At 72.9% G+C, this 15693-nt stretch carries 7 protein-coding genes; 3 read left to right on the forward strand and 4 right to left on the reverse strand.

Translation table 11 applies throughout. The annotated features are described in order from the left end of the window. Window positions 1-3 precede the first annotated feature (3 nt). From ASF45_RS09210 to ASF45_RS09225, 4 genes are read right to left on the reverse strand one after another with little or no spacing between them, the layout of a single operon-like run. Window positions 4-900 carry an efflux RND transporter periplasmic adaptor subunit gene (locus ASF45_RS09210; RefSeq protein WP_162243980.1) on the reverse strand — a complete coding sequence of 299 codons (897 nt, stop codon included), beginning with the start codon at window positions 898-900 and terminating at the stop codon, window positions 4-6. A 23-nt stretch (window positions 901-923) separates the two neighbouring features. Continuing rightward, window positions 924-2966, reverse strand: a complete 2043-nt coding sequence (locus ASF45_RS35805) for a hypothetical protein (protein ID WP_056660396.1) — start codon at window positions 2964-2966, stop codon at window positions 924-926. Next, window positions 2963-5164 carry a hypothetical protein gene (locus tag ASF45_RS35810; protein WP_056660399.1) on the reverse strand — a complete coding sequence of 734 codons (2202 nt, stop codon included), beginning with the start codon at window positions 5162-5164 and terminating at the stop codon, window positions 2963-2965. Before ASF45_RS35810 ends, ASF45_RS35805 begins: the two co-directional genes overlap by 4 nt. Before the next feature lie 4 nt (window positions 5165-5168). Continuing rightward, window positions 5169-6527: an efflux RND transporter periplasmic adaptor subunit gene (locus ASF45_RS09225; protein WP_056660402.1), complete on the reverse strand. Its 1359-nt coding sequence runs from the start codon at window positions 6525-6527 to the stop codon at window positions 5169-5171. 308 nt (window positions 6528-6835) lie between these two features. Between ASF45_RS09225 and ASF45_RS36910 the strand changes: the two genes are divergently transcribed. Genes ASF45_RS36910 through ASF45_RS09240 form a run of 3 tightly spaced genes read left to right on the forward strand, consistent with a single transcriptional unit; the run spans window position 6836 to window position 15456 of the window. After that, the gene (locus ASF45_RS36910; protein ID WP_056660406.1) at window positions 6836-8410 is read left to right on the forward strand and encodes a methyl-accepting chemotaxis protein; all 1575 of its coding nucleotides are present in this window, start codon (window positions 6836-6838) and stop codon (window positions 8408-8410) included. A 27-nt stretch (window positions 8411-8437) separates the two neighbouring features. Continuing rightward, window positions 8438-11275: a PAS domain S-box protein gene (locus tag ASF45_RS09235; protein WP_056660409.1), complete on the forward strand. Its 2838-nt coding sequence runs from the start codon at window positions 8438-8440 to the stop codon at window positions 11273-11275. Further along, complete coding sequence (locus ASF45_RS09240; protein WP_156472922.1) at window positions 11272-15456, forward strand: response regulator; 4185 nt, start codon at window positions 11272-11274, stop codon at window positions 15454-15456. The genes ASF45_RS09235 and ASF45_RS09240 overlap by 4 nt, the downstream gene beginning before the upstream one ends. Window positions 15457-15693 lie beyond the last annotated feature (237 nt).

Genomic DNA, 15693 nt, shown 5'->3' on the forward strand with positions numbered 1-15693 from the left:
CGTTCAGCGCGCTGCGGCGCCGTTCATCTGGGCGGCTGGCGCGGCCTTGGCGGCGGCCGCCAGGCCCAGGTCGGCGCGGCAGCGCAGGCCGGCCGGCAGGCTGCCGTCGGCGTTGGGCAGGTCCAGCCGCAGCCGGAAGGTGTTGCTGGCCGGGTCCAGCACCTGGTCGATCTGCACGATGCTGGCAGTGCGCACCTCGGCGCCGGGCAGCTCGGGCGTCACCTGGATCTTCTGGCCGACCTTGAGCTGGCCGAACAGCGGCAGCGGGGCCACCAGCTCCACGCGCAAGGTGGCGACGGCGGCGATGCGGAACAAGGCCTTCTCCTCGAAGCGTTCGCCCAGGTTGGCGTAGCGCTCCACCACCACGCCGTCGAAGGGCGCGCGCAGCGTGCGCTGGGCCAGCTGGGCCTCGGAGGTGTTGACCTCGCGCGTGGCCGTGCGCAGCGCCTCGCGCACCTGGGCCACGCGCTCCTTGGCGACGCGGAATTCGGCCTCGGCCTGCTCCAGCGCCTGGGCCGAGACGAAGTTCTCGTCCTTGAGCGATCTGGCGCGGTCGCGCCGCAGCTCGGCCAGGTCGAGCGCGGCGACGGCGCCGCGCAGCTCGCCCAGGCTCTTGGCGCGCGACTGGGCGGCCTCGGCGCTGGCGCGCTCCACGTCCGAGCGCAGCGTCGCCAGCACCTGGCCCTTCTGCACGCGGTCGCCGCGGTCGGCCTGCAGCGTCTGCACCACGCCGATGACCGCGCTGCCGACCTCGGCCACCTGGGCCGGCTGGATCAGGCAGGCCAGTGCCTGTGGCGCGGGCTGGGCCTGGACGGCCGGCGCCAGCAGGGCCAGCAGCAGCCAGGACAGGATGTCGCGGCGTGGCGGTGGGTGGAACGTCGGGTAGTGGAGCATGGGCATGGACAGCATCAAGGATGGCACGGTCAGCGGCGCTGACCTGTGAAGCACAGGCTGGCGTCGAAGCGGATGTCTTGCTGGAACAACTGTTGCCGGCGCCGGGCCTGCAGCCGCTCGGTGCGCTGCTGCTCGCGCCGCAGCGCCCAGGCCAGCAGGGCCGGCGGCAGGGCGGCGCGGCCATCGGCGCGCACGCGGCCCGGCAGCATGCGCAGCAGCCGGTACAGGCTGGACAGCCGGGCGCCGGTGCCGCCGGCCTCGTCCGTTCCGGCGGCCGGCGGCGGGCGCGGCACCAGCCAGGTCTCGTGGCTGCCGGGCTGGCCCTGGCGCGCGGCGCGGCCGGAGAGCTGGCGGTCGTGCCGGCGCGAGGCGTTGTGCTGGCAGCTCAGCACGTGCAGGCCGCCGGCGGCCAGGGCCAGGGCATCCAGGTGGATGTCGGTGCCGCGGCCGGCCATGTTGGTGGCCACCGTGACCTGGCCGTGCGCGCCGGCCCGCGCGACGATGGCGGCCTCGGCGGCGTCCAGCCGCGCATGCAGCATCTGGTGTGCCACGCCGGCGGCGGCCAGGGCCGCGCCCATGGCCTCGCTGGCAGCGACCGAATCGCAGCCGACCAGCACCGGCCGCCCGCTGGCGGCCAGGGCCTGGATGCGCGCGACGGCGGCGCGCTGGCGCGCGGCCTCGTCGGCATAGCAGCGCAGCGGCCAGGCGCTGCTGCGGTCGGGCAGGCGCAGCGGCACGCGCAGCATGGTGCAGCCGTACAGCTGGCGCAGCTCGGTGCGGCCTTCGGCCAGCGTGCCGCTCATGCCGCACAGCCGGTGGTAGCGGCGGAAGAAGCGCTGGTAGGTCATCTGCAGCAGGGTCTCGGACTCGGGCGGCATGGGGATGCCCTCCTTGAGCGCGACCAGGCCGTGCAGCCCGCGCGACCAGCGCCGGCCTTCGGCGATGCGGCCCGAGAGCGCGTCGACGATGGCGATCTCGGGCTTCTTGCGCTGGGCCGGATCGCCGGGCACGAGCACGTAGTCGCGGTCGCGCTGCAGCAGGTGGCGCGCCGTGAGCGCGGTGACCACGGTCTCGGCACGGTGCTGGGCGTTGACCCACAGCGGCCCCAGGCCCTCGGCCAGCCGGGCCAGCCGCTCCAGGCCGGCGGGCAGCAGCGCCACGCGCGCGGGCTGGCCCGAGAGCGCGAAGTCGTGGCCCAGCACGAGCCGGCCGGACAGCGCCCAGGCCTGCCACAGGAAGGCGCGCGCGGCCGGGTCGACCACCTCGCGCGAGAGCACCAGTGGCATCTGCGCCTCGTCGATGAGGATGCTGTCGGCCTCGTCGATGACGGCCATGCACAGGCCGCGCAGCACCGGGCCCGCGCCAGCGTGGTCGGCCAGCGCGCGCGCGCGCTGGCGCAGCGGCGCATCGCCGGTGCCGTGGCGCATGCGGTCGCGCAGGTAGTCGAAGGCGGCCTCGCGGGCCGTGACGTAGACCACGTCGGCGGCATAGGCCTGGCGGCGCTCGGCCTCGTCGTGGCGGGTGCCGACCCAGGCGCAGCGCAGGTGCAGCAGCCGGTACAGCGGCGCGAAGGTCTCGGCGTCGCGCTGCACCAGGTAGTCGTTGGCGGTGAGCACGTGCACGGGGATGCCGGCGAGCGCGGCGACGCCGGCCGTCAGCGCGGCGGCCAGCGACTTGCCCTCGCCGGTGGCCATCTCGGCCAGGTGGCCGCGCAGCAGGGCCAGCGCGGCCATCAGCTGCGTGACGTAGGCCTGGCGGCCCTGGGTGCGGCGCGCGGCCTCGGCCACGTAGGCCAGGGCCTGGGCGGCGGCGGCGCCGTCCAGGCCTGAACGCAGCAGTTGCTGTTGCACCGGCTCGCGCATGGCGGAGAAGGCCTTGTCGTCCAGCACCTGCCACCGGGCGGCCTGGTCCCACACGGCCTGCGCGCGCTGGCGCCAGGCACCGGGCCAGCGCAGCGCGAAGGGCAGCGGCAGTCCGCGGCGCCAGCTGCGCCCGCCGGGCGGCTCGGGCCGCTCGGGGTAGCTGCCCCAGCGCATGCCGGGGGTTGGCAGTTGCAGGGCGGCGGTGTTCATGATCTCGGGTTGAAGTGGCCGAGCAGCAGTTGCTGCAGGCCGCGCAGTGCTTGTTGTGCCAACGGTGCCGTGCCGTGGTCGAAGCGCACCAGCGCGCGCGTGCCGAAGCGCGGGCTGGCACGTCCGTCCAGCTCGATGTCCATGACCACCACGGGCTGGCGCGTGCGCAGGCCGTCCGGGTCGGCCGGGTCGGTGGCGATGCGACCGCCGGAGGCTTCGCCCAGCGCGGCGCTGGGCAACTGGTTCAGCGTGCCCGGCACGCGCAGCGCGATGCGGCCGGCATGGGGCTGCGCGGGGCTTTCGAGCAGCCGGACCGCGATGCCCCGGGTGCGGGCGCGCACCAGCTCGGCCTGCTGTTGCGGCAGGGCCACGCGCACGGTGGTGGGCGCGGCGGTCAGCACGTAGCCAATGGCCTCGCCGCGGCGGCGGAACTGGCCGACCAGCTCGTCGTGCCGGGGCAGCACCAGCAGGCCGTCGGCCAGCGCCGCGACCTCGCGCACGGCCAGGCGTTCGTCCAGGCGCGCCAGCTCGGCCTCGTGGTAGGCCAGGCGCTGGCGCAGGTCGGGCGCGTCCTGCGGCGCGCGGTCGATGGCGTAGAACAGGCGCACGTTGGCCTCGGCCACGTCGCCGACGAGCGTGGCGCGCTGCGCGGGCAGCACCGGATCGTCCAGCAGCGCGATGCGCGCGCCGGCGTGCACCTGCTGGCCGTTGGCGGCGTCCAGTTCGGCGATGAAGCCGTCGGTGCCGGCGCGCAGCTGGGCGTTCTCGGGCAGCCAGACCACGCCCTCGGCGACGCTGGACTGCGGCAGCGGCACCAGCGTGACGAAGGCCGCGAGCGCCGCGCCGACCACACCCGCGCGCAGCCAGGCGCGCCGGCGCTCGCCGTCCTCGCGGCCGGACAGGCCCAGCATCTGCAGCATGTTCTTCAACGGCACGGCGATGTTGGCGCCCAGCAGCACGATCAGGGCCGCCACGCCCAGCATGGCCGCAAAGCCACCCAGCCACAGCCCGACGACGACGGACAGCACGACGCGGTAGGTCCACGACAGCGGCGCGTAGACCTGCAGCCAGATGCGCTCGCCGGGCAGGGGCTCGACCGGCGTGCGCACGCGCACGCCGAACAGCCGCTCGCCGATCGCCTCGGACCACCATCGCCCGCTGCGCGTGGCGAGGTTGCGCAGGTCCAGCAGGTCGCACAGCACGAAGTAGCCGTCGTAGCGCAGCAGCGGGTTGCCGTTGGTCAGCACCGTGGACAGGGCGCTGGTGAACATGACGACGAAGGCCAGGTCGCGCACCAGGCCCGGCTGCACCGCGAGCCACACGCCCATGGCGAGGGCGGCGATGGCCAGCTCGGCCAGGATGCCGGCGGCGCTCACCAGCGCGCGCTGGCCGCGCTGGCGCAGGCCGTCGGCGGCGGAGGCGTCGACGAAGGGCACCGGGCTCAGCGCGATCAAGGTCACGCCGGCCTGGTGCACCTCGCCGCCGTAGCGCTGCAGCGCCAGCGCGTGGGCGGCCTCGTGCAGGCCCTTGATGAAGGGATAGCACAGCCAGGCCAGCAGCACGTAGCCGGGCGAGGCGAGCACCTTGCCGGCGCCCTGGGCCAGTTCGTCCCAGTGCATGGCCGCGGCCAGCAGCGCCGGCAGCACGGCGGCCAGCCACAGCGCGAGGCCGGTGCGCGAGAACAGCCAGGGGCCGAGCGGGCGCAGCGGTGCCAGCAGGCGAGAGGGGTCGCCCAGCGGCAGCCGGAAGGCCAGCGGGTTGACGCCGCCGGCACGGCGGCGGCGGCGGCGGCGGTCCTGCGCGTGGAACAGGTTCTCCACGTCGGGCGTGACGTCGAACTGCAGCAGGTTGCGCCCGTGCAGGCCGACCAGCAGCTCGATGATCTCGGTCTGCGTGACGGCCTGGTGAGGCTGGGCCGCGAGCATCGCGTTCCAGATCTGCTGCACGCTGGACTGGCCGTCGCAGCGGCCCACGAAGGCGTAGGCGGCTTCGTTCAGGCGCAGCGCGTTGTCGTTGGTGAGGTCGCGCAGCACATGGAAGGGCTTGCCGCGCTGCACCTGCAGCCGCAGTTCGGCATGGGGGCGCAGCTGTGGGCGCAGCGCGGCCACGCGGTGCCAGCGGGGATTGAACAGCGACTCCTGCGCCGCCTGCGCGTCCGCATGCTGCGTACCGGCCTTGGCGGAGCGGAGCCAGCGCATGGGGCTAGGCCACCCAGGACCACAACACCAGGCGCAGCCAGTCGGTCACGCCGTGGAACCAGACCCAGCCCAGCGCGGCGCGGCCGGTGTCGAGCTTGCCGACCCCTTCCAGGCCGGGCCGGATGCGCTCGGCGTCGGCCGTCACGTCGGTCTCCACCTCGACCACGTTGCGCCCCTCGACCGGCCGCGCCATGGGCGTGATGCGCACGGCACGGATGGTCAGCGCATCCCAGGGCAGGGCCGACAGCGACAGCTGTCCGGTCTGGCCGACGCGGACACGGCCGATGTCGCGCTCGTCGACCTGCAGCATGACGCGGTAGCGGTCCAGCGGCGCCAGCTGCAGCAGCGGCTTGCCGCGCTCCAGCGGGGCGCCGAGCGACTGCGTGAGGTCGCCATCGACCACGATGCCGGCGAAGGGGGCGGTGATGCGCGCACGCGCCAGCTCGGACTCGACCAGGCCCAGGTGGGCCCGGGCTTCGTCCACGCGCGCGAGTGCGATGACCATGGCGGCGCGGTCGGCACGCGCCAGCGCGCTGGCGTAGGCGTTCTCGTACTGGCCGAGCTCGCTGCTCCATTTGCGCTTTTGCAGCTGCAGGTCCTGGTCGGACATTTCCAGCAGCAGCTGGCCGGCCGCCACGCGGTCGCCCGGGCGCACGTGCACCGCCTGCAGGTAGCCGTCGGCCGGCACGACGATGGCGCGCGTCTGCTGGCCTTCGACGCGGGCCCGGCCGCCCACGCGGTACTCCACGGGCAGCGCCAGCGCCCCGGCCAGCACGCCGGCGGCGCCGGCCAGCAGCCAGGCCGTGCGGCGGCGGCTGCCGTCCGCCGGCGCCTGGCTCTGGCGCAGCCGCCGGTACCAGGGCTGCTCGCGCTGGGCCATCAGGTACAGCACGGGACCGGCCAGGCTGACGTTGTTCTCCAGTTCGGCCACCACGGCGGGCAGTTCGGGCGGCGCGCTGGTCCACTCGCAGGTGACGGCGCCCACGGCGCGGCCCAGGTGCACGATGGGCACGGTGGCCACGGCGCCGCCGCGTTCGCCCAGCAGCAGCCGGTGGGCATGGCGGATGGCGGGCGCGCCCTCGGCGGGCCAGTGCACGCTGGCGCCTTGCTGGACGGCTTCGTCCATGGCGGCGGTGAGGGGGTTGAAGGCCTGGCGGTGCAGGTTCTCGCCACTGCCGTGCGAGATGGCCACGAGCTCGATCTGGTGGCCACGCAGGAAGCCGATGCCGACCCGTGCGCAGCCCCTGCCGTTGGCCAGTTCGCTGGCGAAGGCGGTGGCGGCCTCGCGCAGCTGCCCGTGTGCCAGCACCGTCGCCTGCAGCGCAAGCGCCAGGATCTGGGGGTCGGGCAGCCGCGGATGCATGGCAGGCACCTCAGCCTGTGCGTGGCCGGTCGCGTGGGATGGCGGCAACGGCACCGAAATGACGTGGAAGGCTGTTCATGTCAGATAAGTCTTGCATTCTGCAACAGTCGATCTTGCTTATATCGGTTCGTTGCTTAGTGTGCACAAATTTTCTGGCCTTTCATCAAGAGCAAATGTCCGCACATCTATTTGTCGTGTGTGCTGCAACCCTCCTGTGTCAAAGGCGTGGACATTTTGCAGTCGTTGATTAATCATCGGTTTACAAATTCCCGTGGCGGGAGGGGGCAGCGCAATGAACGTGTTGAGAGTTGAAGCTTTCGGCCCGGCTGGCCGTGCTGATCGCCATCTTCGCCATCGGCTTCGTGTTGTCCGGCGGCTGGGCCTTCAAGACCTTGGACACGCTCAAGGTCAATGGACCGATCTACGAGCGCATCGTGCAGGGCAAGGACTTGATCGCCGACATCCTGCCGCCGCCCGAATACATCATCGAGTCTTACCTGCTGGTGCTGCAACTCTCGCGCGCGGACGACGCGGGCCGGCAGCAGGCCCTGGCCGAGCGCATCCGCAGCCTGAAGAGGCAATTCGACGAGCGCCACGACTTCTGGCAGAAGCAGGCGCTGGAGCCGGAGATGGGCCGCCTGCTGCTGGACGATGCCTACCGTCCGGCCCAGGAGTTCTACCGCCTGGCCTTCGACGAGCTGGTGCAGGCAGTGCGCAGCGGCGACGCCGGCAAGGTGGCCGGCACCATGCAGCGGCTGGACGCGGCGTACGAGACGCACCGCGCCGCCATCGACAAGGTGGTTGTGCTGGCCACCAAGCGCGTGGAGACGGACGAGGGCGCCGCGCGCACGCTGATCGGGCGCGACACGGCGCTGTTGCTCGGCATCATGGTGCTGGCCATGGTGGCCGCCGTGGTGATGGCGCTGCTGGTGGCGCGCAGTATCACCGCGCCGCTGCGCCATGCGGTGAAGGTGGCGCGGGTTGTGGCCTCGGGCGTGCTGAACAGCCGCATCCGCGTGCGCTATCCCGACGAGCCCGACCAGCTGCTGCACGCGCTGCAGGAGATGAACGGCAGCCTGCAGCGCATCGTGGGCGAGGTGCGTTCGGGCGCCGACACCATCGCCACCGCCACCAACGAGATCGCACGCGGCAATGACGACCTGTCGGTGCGCACCGAGCGCCAGGCCAGCGCGCTGCAGCAGACGGCCGCAGCGATGGAGCAGTTGACCAGCACGGTGCGCCAGAACAGCGACAGCGCACGCCAGGCCAACCAGCTGGTGCAGACCGCCGCCCAGGTGGCCCAGCGCGGCGGCCAGGCCGTGAGCGAGGTGGTGCAGACCATGCAGTCGATCAACACCTCGTCCAAGAAGGTGGTGGAGATCATCTCGGTGATCGACGGCATCGCATTCCAGACCAACATCCTGGCGCTGAACGCGGCCGTGGAGGCGGCCCGCGCGGGCGAACAGGGGCGCGGCTTCGCGGTGGTGGCGTCCGAGGTGCGCAACCTGGCGCAGCGCTCGGCCGGGGCGGCCAAGGAGATCAAGGCGCTGATCAACGATTCGGTGCAGCAGGTGGAAGCCGGCAGCACCTTGGTAGCCCGCGCCGGCAGCACCATGGACGAGGTGGTCCAGAGCGTGGAGCGCATCACCGGCATCATGGCCGAGATCAGCGCGGCCAGTGCCGAGCAGATCAGCGGGCTGGAGCAGATCAACACCGCCATCACCGAGATGGACAGCACCACGCAGCAGAACGCCGCGCTGGTGGAAGAGGCCGCCGCCGCTGCGTCCTCGCTGCGCACCGAGGCCCACAAGCAGGCGCAGATCGTCGGCGTGTTCCAGCTCGACGGGCCCGCTTCCCAGCTGGCGTTGCCGCAGGCGGCCTGAAGGCGGCGCGCGGCGGCCGTGCCGGCGATGCCCGACGCATCCGCGCCTGCCGTCGGCGGCCCGTCCTGGCGCCCGCTGCGCCAGGGCGCCACCTGGGTGGCCGTGGCGGCCTGCCTGGCGCTGGCGGTGCTGGTGGGCTGGCTGGTGCAGCAGTGGCAGTCGGAGCAGCTGCAGCAGGAGCTGCAGCGCGATGCGGACCAGTTGGTCGACCAGGTGCATGCCCTGAGCAGTGATGGCCGGGCCATGGGCGGCGTGCAGCTGCTGGGCCTGGTGGACCTGCACATCAAGCGCCTGCTCGATGGCGAGGCGACGGCACAGGACCCGGCCCTGCAGGCCATGCTGGCGGCCGTCATCGGCGAGTACGGCGCCGACAACGCGCTGGTGCTGGACCGCCACGGCCGCACCGTGGCCTACCGCGCACAGGACGGCGGCGGCCGCGGCCTGGGGCGCGACCTGTCGATGCGGCCGTACTTCCGGCGTGCCATGGTCGGCACGCCCAACCTGTACCCGGCCGTGGGCAAGAACACCGGCGAGCGCGGTATCTACCTGGCCGCGCCGGTGCGCGGGCAGCTCGATCCGCAGGCCGAGCCGGTCGGCGTGGCGGTGGTCAAGATCGGCATGGAGCGCATCGACGCGCAGTTGGGGCGCTATGCGCACACGGTGTTGCTGGTGTCGCCGGAGGGCGTGGTGTTCGGCACCAACCGCAGCCGGTGGCTGTTGCACACGCTGGCGCCCGTCGCTGCCGCGGACCAAGAGCAGCTGGCGCGTGACGCGCGTTACGGCGACCTGTTCGCCAAGGGTGCGCCGCCAGCGCTGCCGCTGGTGGCGGTGGCCGGCGGCGAGCGGCTGGACGGGGAGCGCGTCGGGCGCGCCTTCGCCACGCTGGACTGGCCTGCCGCCCGGCGCGACTGGCAGCTCGTGGTGCTGCGGCCCCTGACCGCGGCCGAGCAGGGCGGCACCGCCCTGGCCGGGGCTGCGGCGGCGCTGGCCGCCAGCCTGGCGCTGGCCGCCGCCTGGTTGCGCCGCCAGGCGCGGCAGGCTTGGCGCGCCTGGCAGCGCGGGCAGGCGGAGGCGGCCGTGGCGCGCGAGCTGGCCTTCCAGCAGCGCCTCGTCGATGCCCTGCCCAACCCGCTGTTCCTCAAGGACGACCAGGGCCGCTACACCACCGTGAACCGCGCCTTCGAGGCCGCCTACGGTGTGCGGCGCGAGGACTTCATCGGCCGCACGGTGCTGGAGCTGCCGGTGCTCGATGCCGCCGCGCGCGAGGAGGCGCACCGCTGCGACATGGAGGTCGTGCGCAGCGGCGGGCGCATCCAGCGGGCGTTCGAACACCACTGGGCCGACGGGCGCCTGCACCAGACGCTGTTCTGGGCCCAGGGCCTGCGCGCGCCGGACGGCGGCACGGCCGGCATGGTCGGCGTGCTGCTGGACATCAGCGAGGAGGCGCAGGCGCGCGCGGCGCTGCGCGAGCGCGAGCAGTTGCTGCGCGACCTGCTGGAGTCCGCGCCCGGCACCGTGGTGGCGGCCGACGGCAGTGGCCGGGTGCTGTTCCACAACCAGAACGCGCTGGAGATGTTCGGCGTCGATGCCGACACGCTGGCGGCACAGGGCATGCGGGCCCGCTACGCCGATCCGTCGCAGCGCGCCGTGCTGATGGAGCGGCTGTGGCGCGAGGGCTTCGCGCGTGCGTCGGACCTGGAGATGGTGCGCGGCGACGGCAGCCGCTTCTGGGCCCAGCTGTCGTTCACGCGCGGCAGCTTCGGCGGGCAGCCCGACGTGGCCTTCGGCTGGTGCGTGGACATCACCGAGCGCAAGCGCACGGCCCAGGCCATGCAGGCCGCCAGGGACGCGGCCGAGGCGGCCGCCGCGGCCAAATCGGATTTCCTGGCCAACATGAGCCACGAGATCCGCACGCCGCTGAACACCATCATCGGCCAGGCGCACCTGGCGCTGCAGGGCGAGTTGGGTGCGCCCCAGCGCGGGCACGTGCAGAAGGTGCACGCTGCGGCCCAGGCCTTGCTGGCGATCGCCAACGACGTGCTGGACTTCTCGCGCACCGAGTCGGGCCGGCTGGTGTTGCAGGAGGCCGATTTCGACCTGGATGCCCTGCTGGCGCGGCTGGTGGCGCGCCACGGGCCGCAGGCGGCCGACAAGGGCCTGGCGCTGCGCCTGGATGCCGGCGACATCGTGCCGCGGCAGCTGTGCAGCGACGTGCAGCGGCTCGAGCAGGTGCTGGACCAGTTGCTGGGCAATGCCCTGAAGTTCACCGAACAGGGCGAGGTGGTGCTGCAGTGCCGGCACCGGCTGGCGGACAGCGGTGGCGTGGTGTTGGAGATCGCCGTGCGCGACACCGGCATCGGCATCGCGCCGGAGCAGCTCGCCCAGCTGTTCCAGCCGTTCCGGCAGGGGGACGGATCGAGCACGCGGCGCTTCGGCGGCCTCGGGCTGGGGCTGGCGCTGGCCAGGCGGCTGGCCGACGCGGCCGGCGGGGCGATCACGGCGCAGAGCGCGCCGGATGCGGGCACCTGCATCTGCCTGCAGTGGCCTTGCCGAACCGCGGCGGGGCCTTGCGCGCCCGACGCCGTGCCGCTGCCTGCCGACGCCGGCTCGACGAGCGGCGGGGTGGCTGCGCTGACCGACGCCCAGGCGCGTAGCGGGCTGGCACGCCTGTGTGAGATGCTGGAGTCCATGGACGGCGACACCGGAACGCAACTCCACGCCATGCGGCCCTGGCTGCAGCAGCGGCTGCCGCCTGCGCAGCTGCAGCAGCTGGTGCGCCTGGTGCAGCACTACGATCTGGAAGATGCCCTGGCGCTGTTGCGCGGCAGCCCGGCCCTGGCGCCCTGGCTGCCGGAGGCAGCGTGAGCACCGCCGGGCCGCCCCAGGCTGCTCAGCACGGCAGCGCGCAGCGCGAAGGGACTCCAGTGAGCCCTGCGGCGTCCGCGCCCGTCCAGGGCTTCGCCCGCCTGGGCCTGCGCGGCCGGCCGACGCCGCCGGTGCCGTCGGTGGTGCGCCAGGCGACCGTGGCCCTGGCGCTGGCGTGGCTGGCGCTGGTGGCCGGCCTGGGTTGGTGGGGCTCCCAGCGCATCCTGGCGGCGCAGCTGGACAGCCTGGCCGCTGGCGCCGACCACGATGCCGAGGCCACCGCGCGCATCGTGAACCGGCTGTTCACCGAGATGGTCAGCGTGTCCAACATGGTGGCGCGCCAGAGCCTGGTGATCCAGGTTGCCACGCGCTACCGCGTGGACGCGCCCGGCGCGGCCCGGCTGACACGCCAGCAGCGCGCCGCGCAGTTCACGCGCGACCCGCAGGTGCGCGAGGTGGGCGACTACATGAAAGCGGTGGCGAGCGACCTGCGCTATGCCCGCATCTCCATGAACAACCTGTCGGACGACACGGTCTCGGCCAGCAACTGGGACCAGGACGACAGCATCGTGGGCCAGATCCACGGCGGGCGCGCCCACCTGATCGATGCGCTGCGCGACGGCGTGGGCAAGCAGTTCGGCATCGGCCGACTCAACAACGTCCCGGCCTACTTCGTGGCCAGCCGCATCGATGGCCCGGGTGGCGTGCCGCAGGGCTCGGTCACGGTCAAGTTCGGCGCGCCGGACATGGCGCCCTACCTGTCGGGGCGGGCGATCGCGTTGATCGTGAGCCAGCAGGGGCGCGTCATCACCGCCTCATCGGAGTCGTTCATGTTGCGCAACCTGGCGGCGCTGTTGCCCGCCGGCATGGCGCGCCCGCCCGAGGGCGGCGAGAGCCTGGGGGAACCGCTGGACGTGCGGGCGCCGGCCGACCCGTTGCATGCCGGCCACTGGCTCATCGAGGGCCGGCCCTACCTGCTGCGCCGCCAGCCGCTGTCCGATCCGCAGTACCAGCTGCTCACGCTGACGGAGCTGGACGTGCTGGCGCCCATGCGCCGGCGGCACCTCCTCGTCGCCGGCCTGCTGGCCGCCTTCGGCCTGGCACTGGTTCTGGTCGGCAGCCGTTTTGCTGGACAGATGCTGGTGCACCGCCGCGAGGAACTGCGGCTGGCGGCCGAGCATGCGGCCTTCCTGCAGGCGCTGATGGACCGCATCCCGAACCCGATCTTCTACAAGGACGACGACGGCCGCTTCCTGGGTTGCAACCAGGCCTACGGGCAGGCGTTCGGGCTGCAGCCGGCGGAGCTGATCGGCAAGACCGTGCTGGACCTGCCCTACGTGCCGCAGCGCGAGGCCGGGCATGCCGAGCAACTGGCGCTGGTGCGCAACGGCGGCATGCTGAGCCGCGAGGCGCAGTTCGGCTTTGCGGATGGGCGCGTGCACACCACGCTGTTCTCGGTGAGCGCGATCCGCATGGCGGACGACACCAGCGCCGGCCTGGTGGGCGTGATCGTGGACGTGACGCCGCTCAAGGACGCGCAGCAGCAACTGCAGGATGCCAACGAGCGGCTGCAGGTGGCCCAGGACGCCGGCGGCATCGGCGTCTTCGACCTGGACATGCGCAGCGGCCGGGGCTATTGGGCGCCCCAGCTCGAGCGCCTGTACGGCCTGGAAGCGGGCAGCTACGACGGCACACCGGAGTTCTGGGAGCGGCACGTGCACGTGGAAGACCGCGAGCGCGCCGCCGCGCTGTTCCGCTCGGCCGTGGCGGACCCGCAGGTCTCGACCTTCCAGCACGAGTTCCGCGTGCCGCTGGCCGATGGCCGCATCCGCTCGGTGCAGAGCGTGGGCCGTGTGCTGCGCGACGAGACGGGCCGCGCGCGCCGCGTGATCGGCGTGGCCATCGACATCACGGCCTTGGCGCAGGCGCGCGACGCGGCTGGCGCTGCCAACCAGGCCAAGAGCGACTTCCTGGCCAACATGAGCCACGAGATCCGCACGCCGATGAATGCGGTGATCGGCATGTCGCACCTGGCGCTGCGCACGCAGCTGACGCCGCAGCAGCGCGACTATCTGAACAAGATCCAGCAATCGGGCCAGCACCTGATGGGCATCCTCAACGACATCCTGGATTTCTCCAAGGTGGAGGCCGGCAAGCTGGAGGTCGAGCACATCCCGTTCGAGCTGGATCGCGTGATCGACACCGTGGCCGGCGTGATCGCCGACCGCGCCAACGCCAAGCGGCTGGAGCTGATCTGCGACGTGGCGGCCGACGTGCCGCAGCAGCTCAGGGGCGATCCGCTGCGCCTGGGCCAGATCCTCATCAACTACGCCAGCAATGCGATCAAGTTCACCGAGACGGGCGAGGTCAACATCGGCGTGCGGGTGATCGAGTTCAGCCCCGGCGGCGGCGAGGGCGGGCCGCAGGTGCTGCTGCGCTTCGAGGTGCGCGACACGGGCATCGGCCTGACCGAGGCGCAGCAGCAGCGGCTGTTCCGCAGCTTCGAGCAGGCCGACAGCTCGATCACGCGCCAGTACGGCGGCACCGGCCTGGGCCTGGCCATCAGCAAGCGGCTGGCCGCGCTGATGGGCGGCGAGGTGGGCGTGGAGAGCGTGCCGGGCCAGGGTTCCACGTTCTGGTTCACGGCGCGGCTGGGCCTGGGCGAACGGCGCGGCCGGCCGGTGCTGCCGCAGATCGACCTGCGCGGTCGCCGCGTGCTGGTGGTGGACGACAACGCGCATGCCGCGCAGGTGTTGTCCGAGTTGCTGGCGGCGCAGGCCTTCGAGGTGCGCACGGTGCTGAGCGGTGCCGAGGCCGTGGCCCAGGTGCGCGAGGCCTGCGAGGCCGGCACGCCCTTCGACACCGTGATGCTGGACTGGCAGATGCCCGGCATGGACGGGCTGCAGACCGCGGCGCGCATCCGCGCACTGGGCATGGCGCCGGTGCCGCGCATGATGGTGGTCACGGCCTACGGCCGCGAGGAGGTGATCCGCAGCGCCCAGGAGGCCGGCATCGACCACCTGATGCTCAAGCCGGTCAGCGCCTCGGTGCTGTTCGACACCATGATGCGCGTGCTGGGCGAGGATGCCGGCGACGAGGCCGCCGCCGCGGCCGGACAGGAGCGGCGCACCCCGGCGCTGCATGCGCTGGAGCCGCTGCGCGGCGCGCGCATCCTGCTGGTGGAGGACAACGATCTGAACCAGCAGGTGGCCTGCGAGCTGCTGCAGGCCGCCGGCTTCACCGTCGACGTGGCCGGCGATGGGCAGCAGGCGCTCGACCGCATCGCCGCCACCACGGTGCCTGCGGCCGTGCCCTACGACCTGGTGCTGATGGACATGCAGATGCCGGTGCTGGACGGTGTGGGCGCCACGCGCCTGCTGCGCCAGGACGTGCGCCATGCGGGCCTGCCGATCCTGGCCATGACGGCCAACGCCATGGCCGCCGACCGCCAGCGCTGCCTGGAGGCGGGCATGCAGGACTTCGTCGCCAAACCGATCGAGCCCGATGCGCTGTGGCGCGCGCTGGCCCGGTGGATCCGTCCGCGCGAGGGCCTGGGGGGCCTGCCGGTGGCGGTGCAGGCGCCGGTGGCGCAGGACGATGCGCCCGTGCTGGCCCGGCCCGTGCCAGGGCTGGACGTGGCCAAGGGCCTGCGTCGCGTGCTGGGCAAGCGTTCGCTGTACCTGACGCTGCTGGGCAAGTTCGTGCAGGGCCAGCGCGACACGGTGGCGGCAGTCCGGCTGGCGCTGGCCGCCGGCGAGCAGGCCACGGCCGAGCGGCTGGCCCACACGCTCAAGGGGGTGGCCGGCAACATCGGCGCGCTGCAGCTGCAGGGACTGGCCGCGGATTTGGAGGACGGCTTGCGCGGCGAGGCTTCGGCCGAGCGGCTGGAGCTGCTGCTGGAGGCAGTGGCCGCGCCCTTGCAGGTCCTGGTGCAGGCGATCGAGGCCCAGTTGCCGGACGAGTCGCTGGCATCGCGTGTGGAGGCGGTGACGCCGGCCCAGTCCACCGCACTGCTGCAGCGGCTGGTTGCGCTGCTGGAGGACAACGATGCCGATGCGCAGGACCTGATCGCCAGCGAGGCGGCCGCGCTCCAGGGTGCTCTCGGCAACGAAGCCTTCGAGGCGCTGCGGCGCGCGGCGGCGGCGTACGATTTCGAGGCCGGCACCGGCATCGTGCGCTAGGCCCTGCGCGCTTGACTCTCCCGCCGAGGGGCTGCTTTCCTACAGGAGTGGCGAGGCCGCAGCACGATGATGGATGCGCGGTGCATCCAGACAAGGTGCTTTCTGGGAAGCGGATGCATCGATTGGGCTGCCTTTGGGCAGCCCTTTTTCTTGCGGCGCCGCGCGGCTCAAGGCACGCGGTGGCAGAAGCAGCAGACGCTGGCGACGATGGCAATGGCCAACAGAGTGCCCATCATG

Origin of the sequence: Pseudorhodoferax sp. Leaf265 (assembly GCF_001422365.1) — a bacterium.
Lineage (GTDB): Bacteria > Pseudomonadota > Gammaproteobacteria > Burkholderiales > Burkholderiaceae_C > Pseudorhodoferax.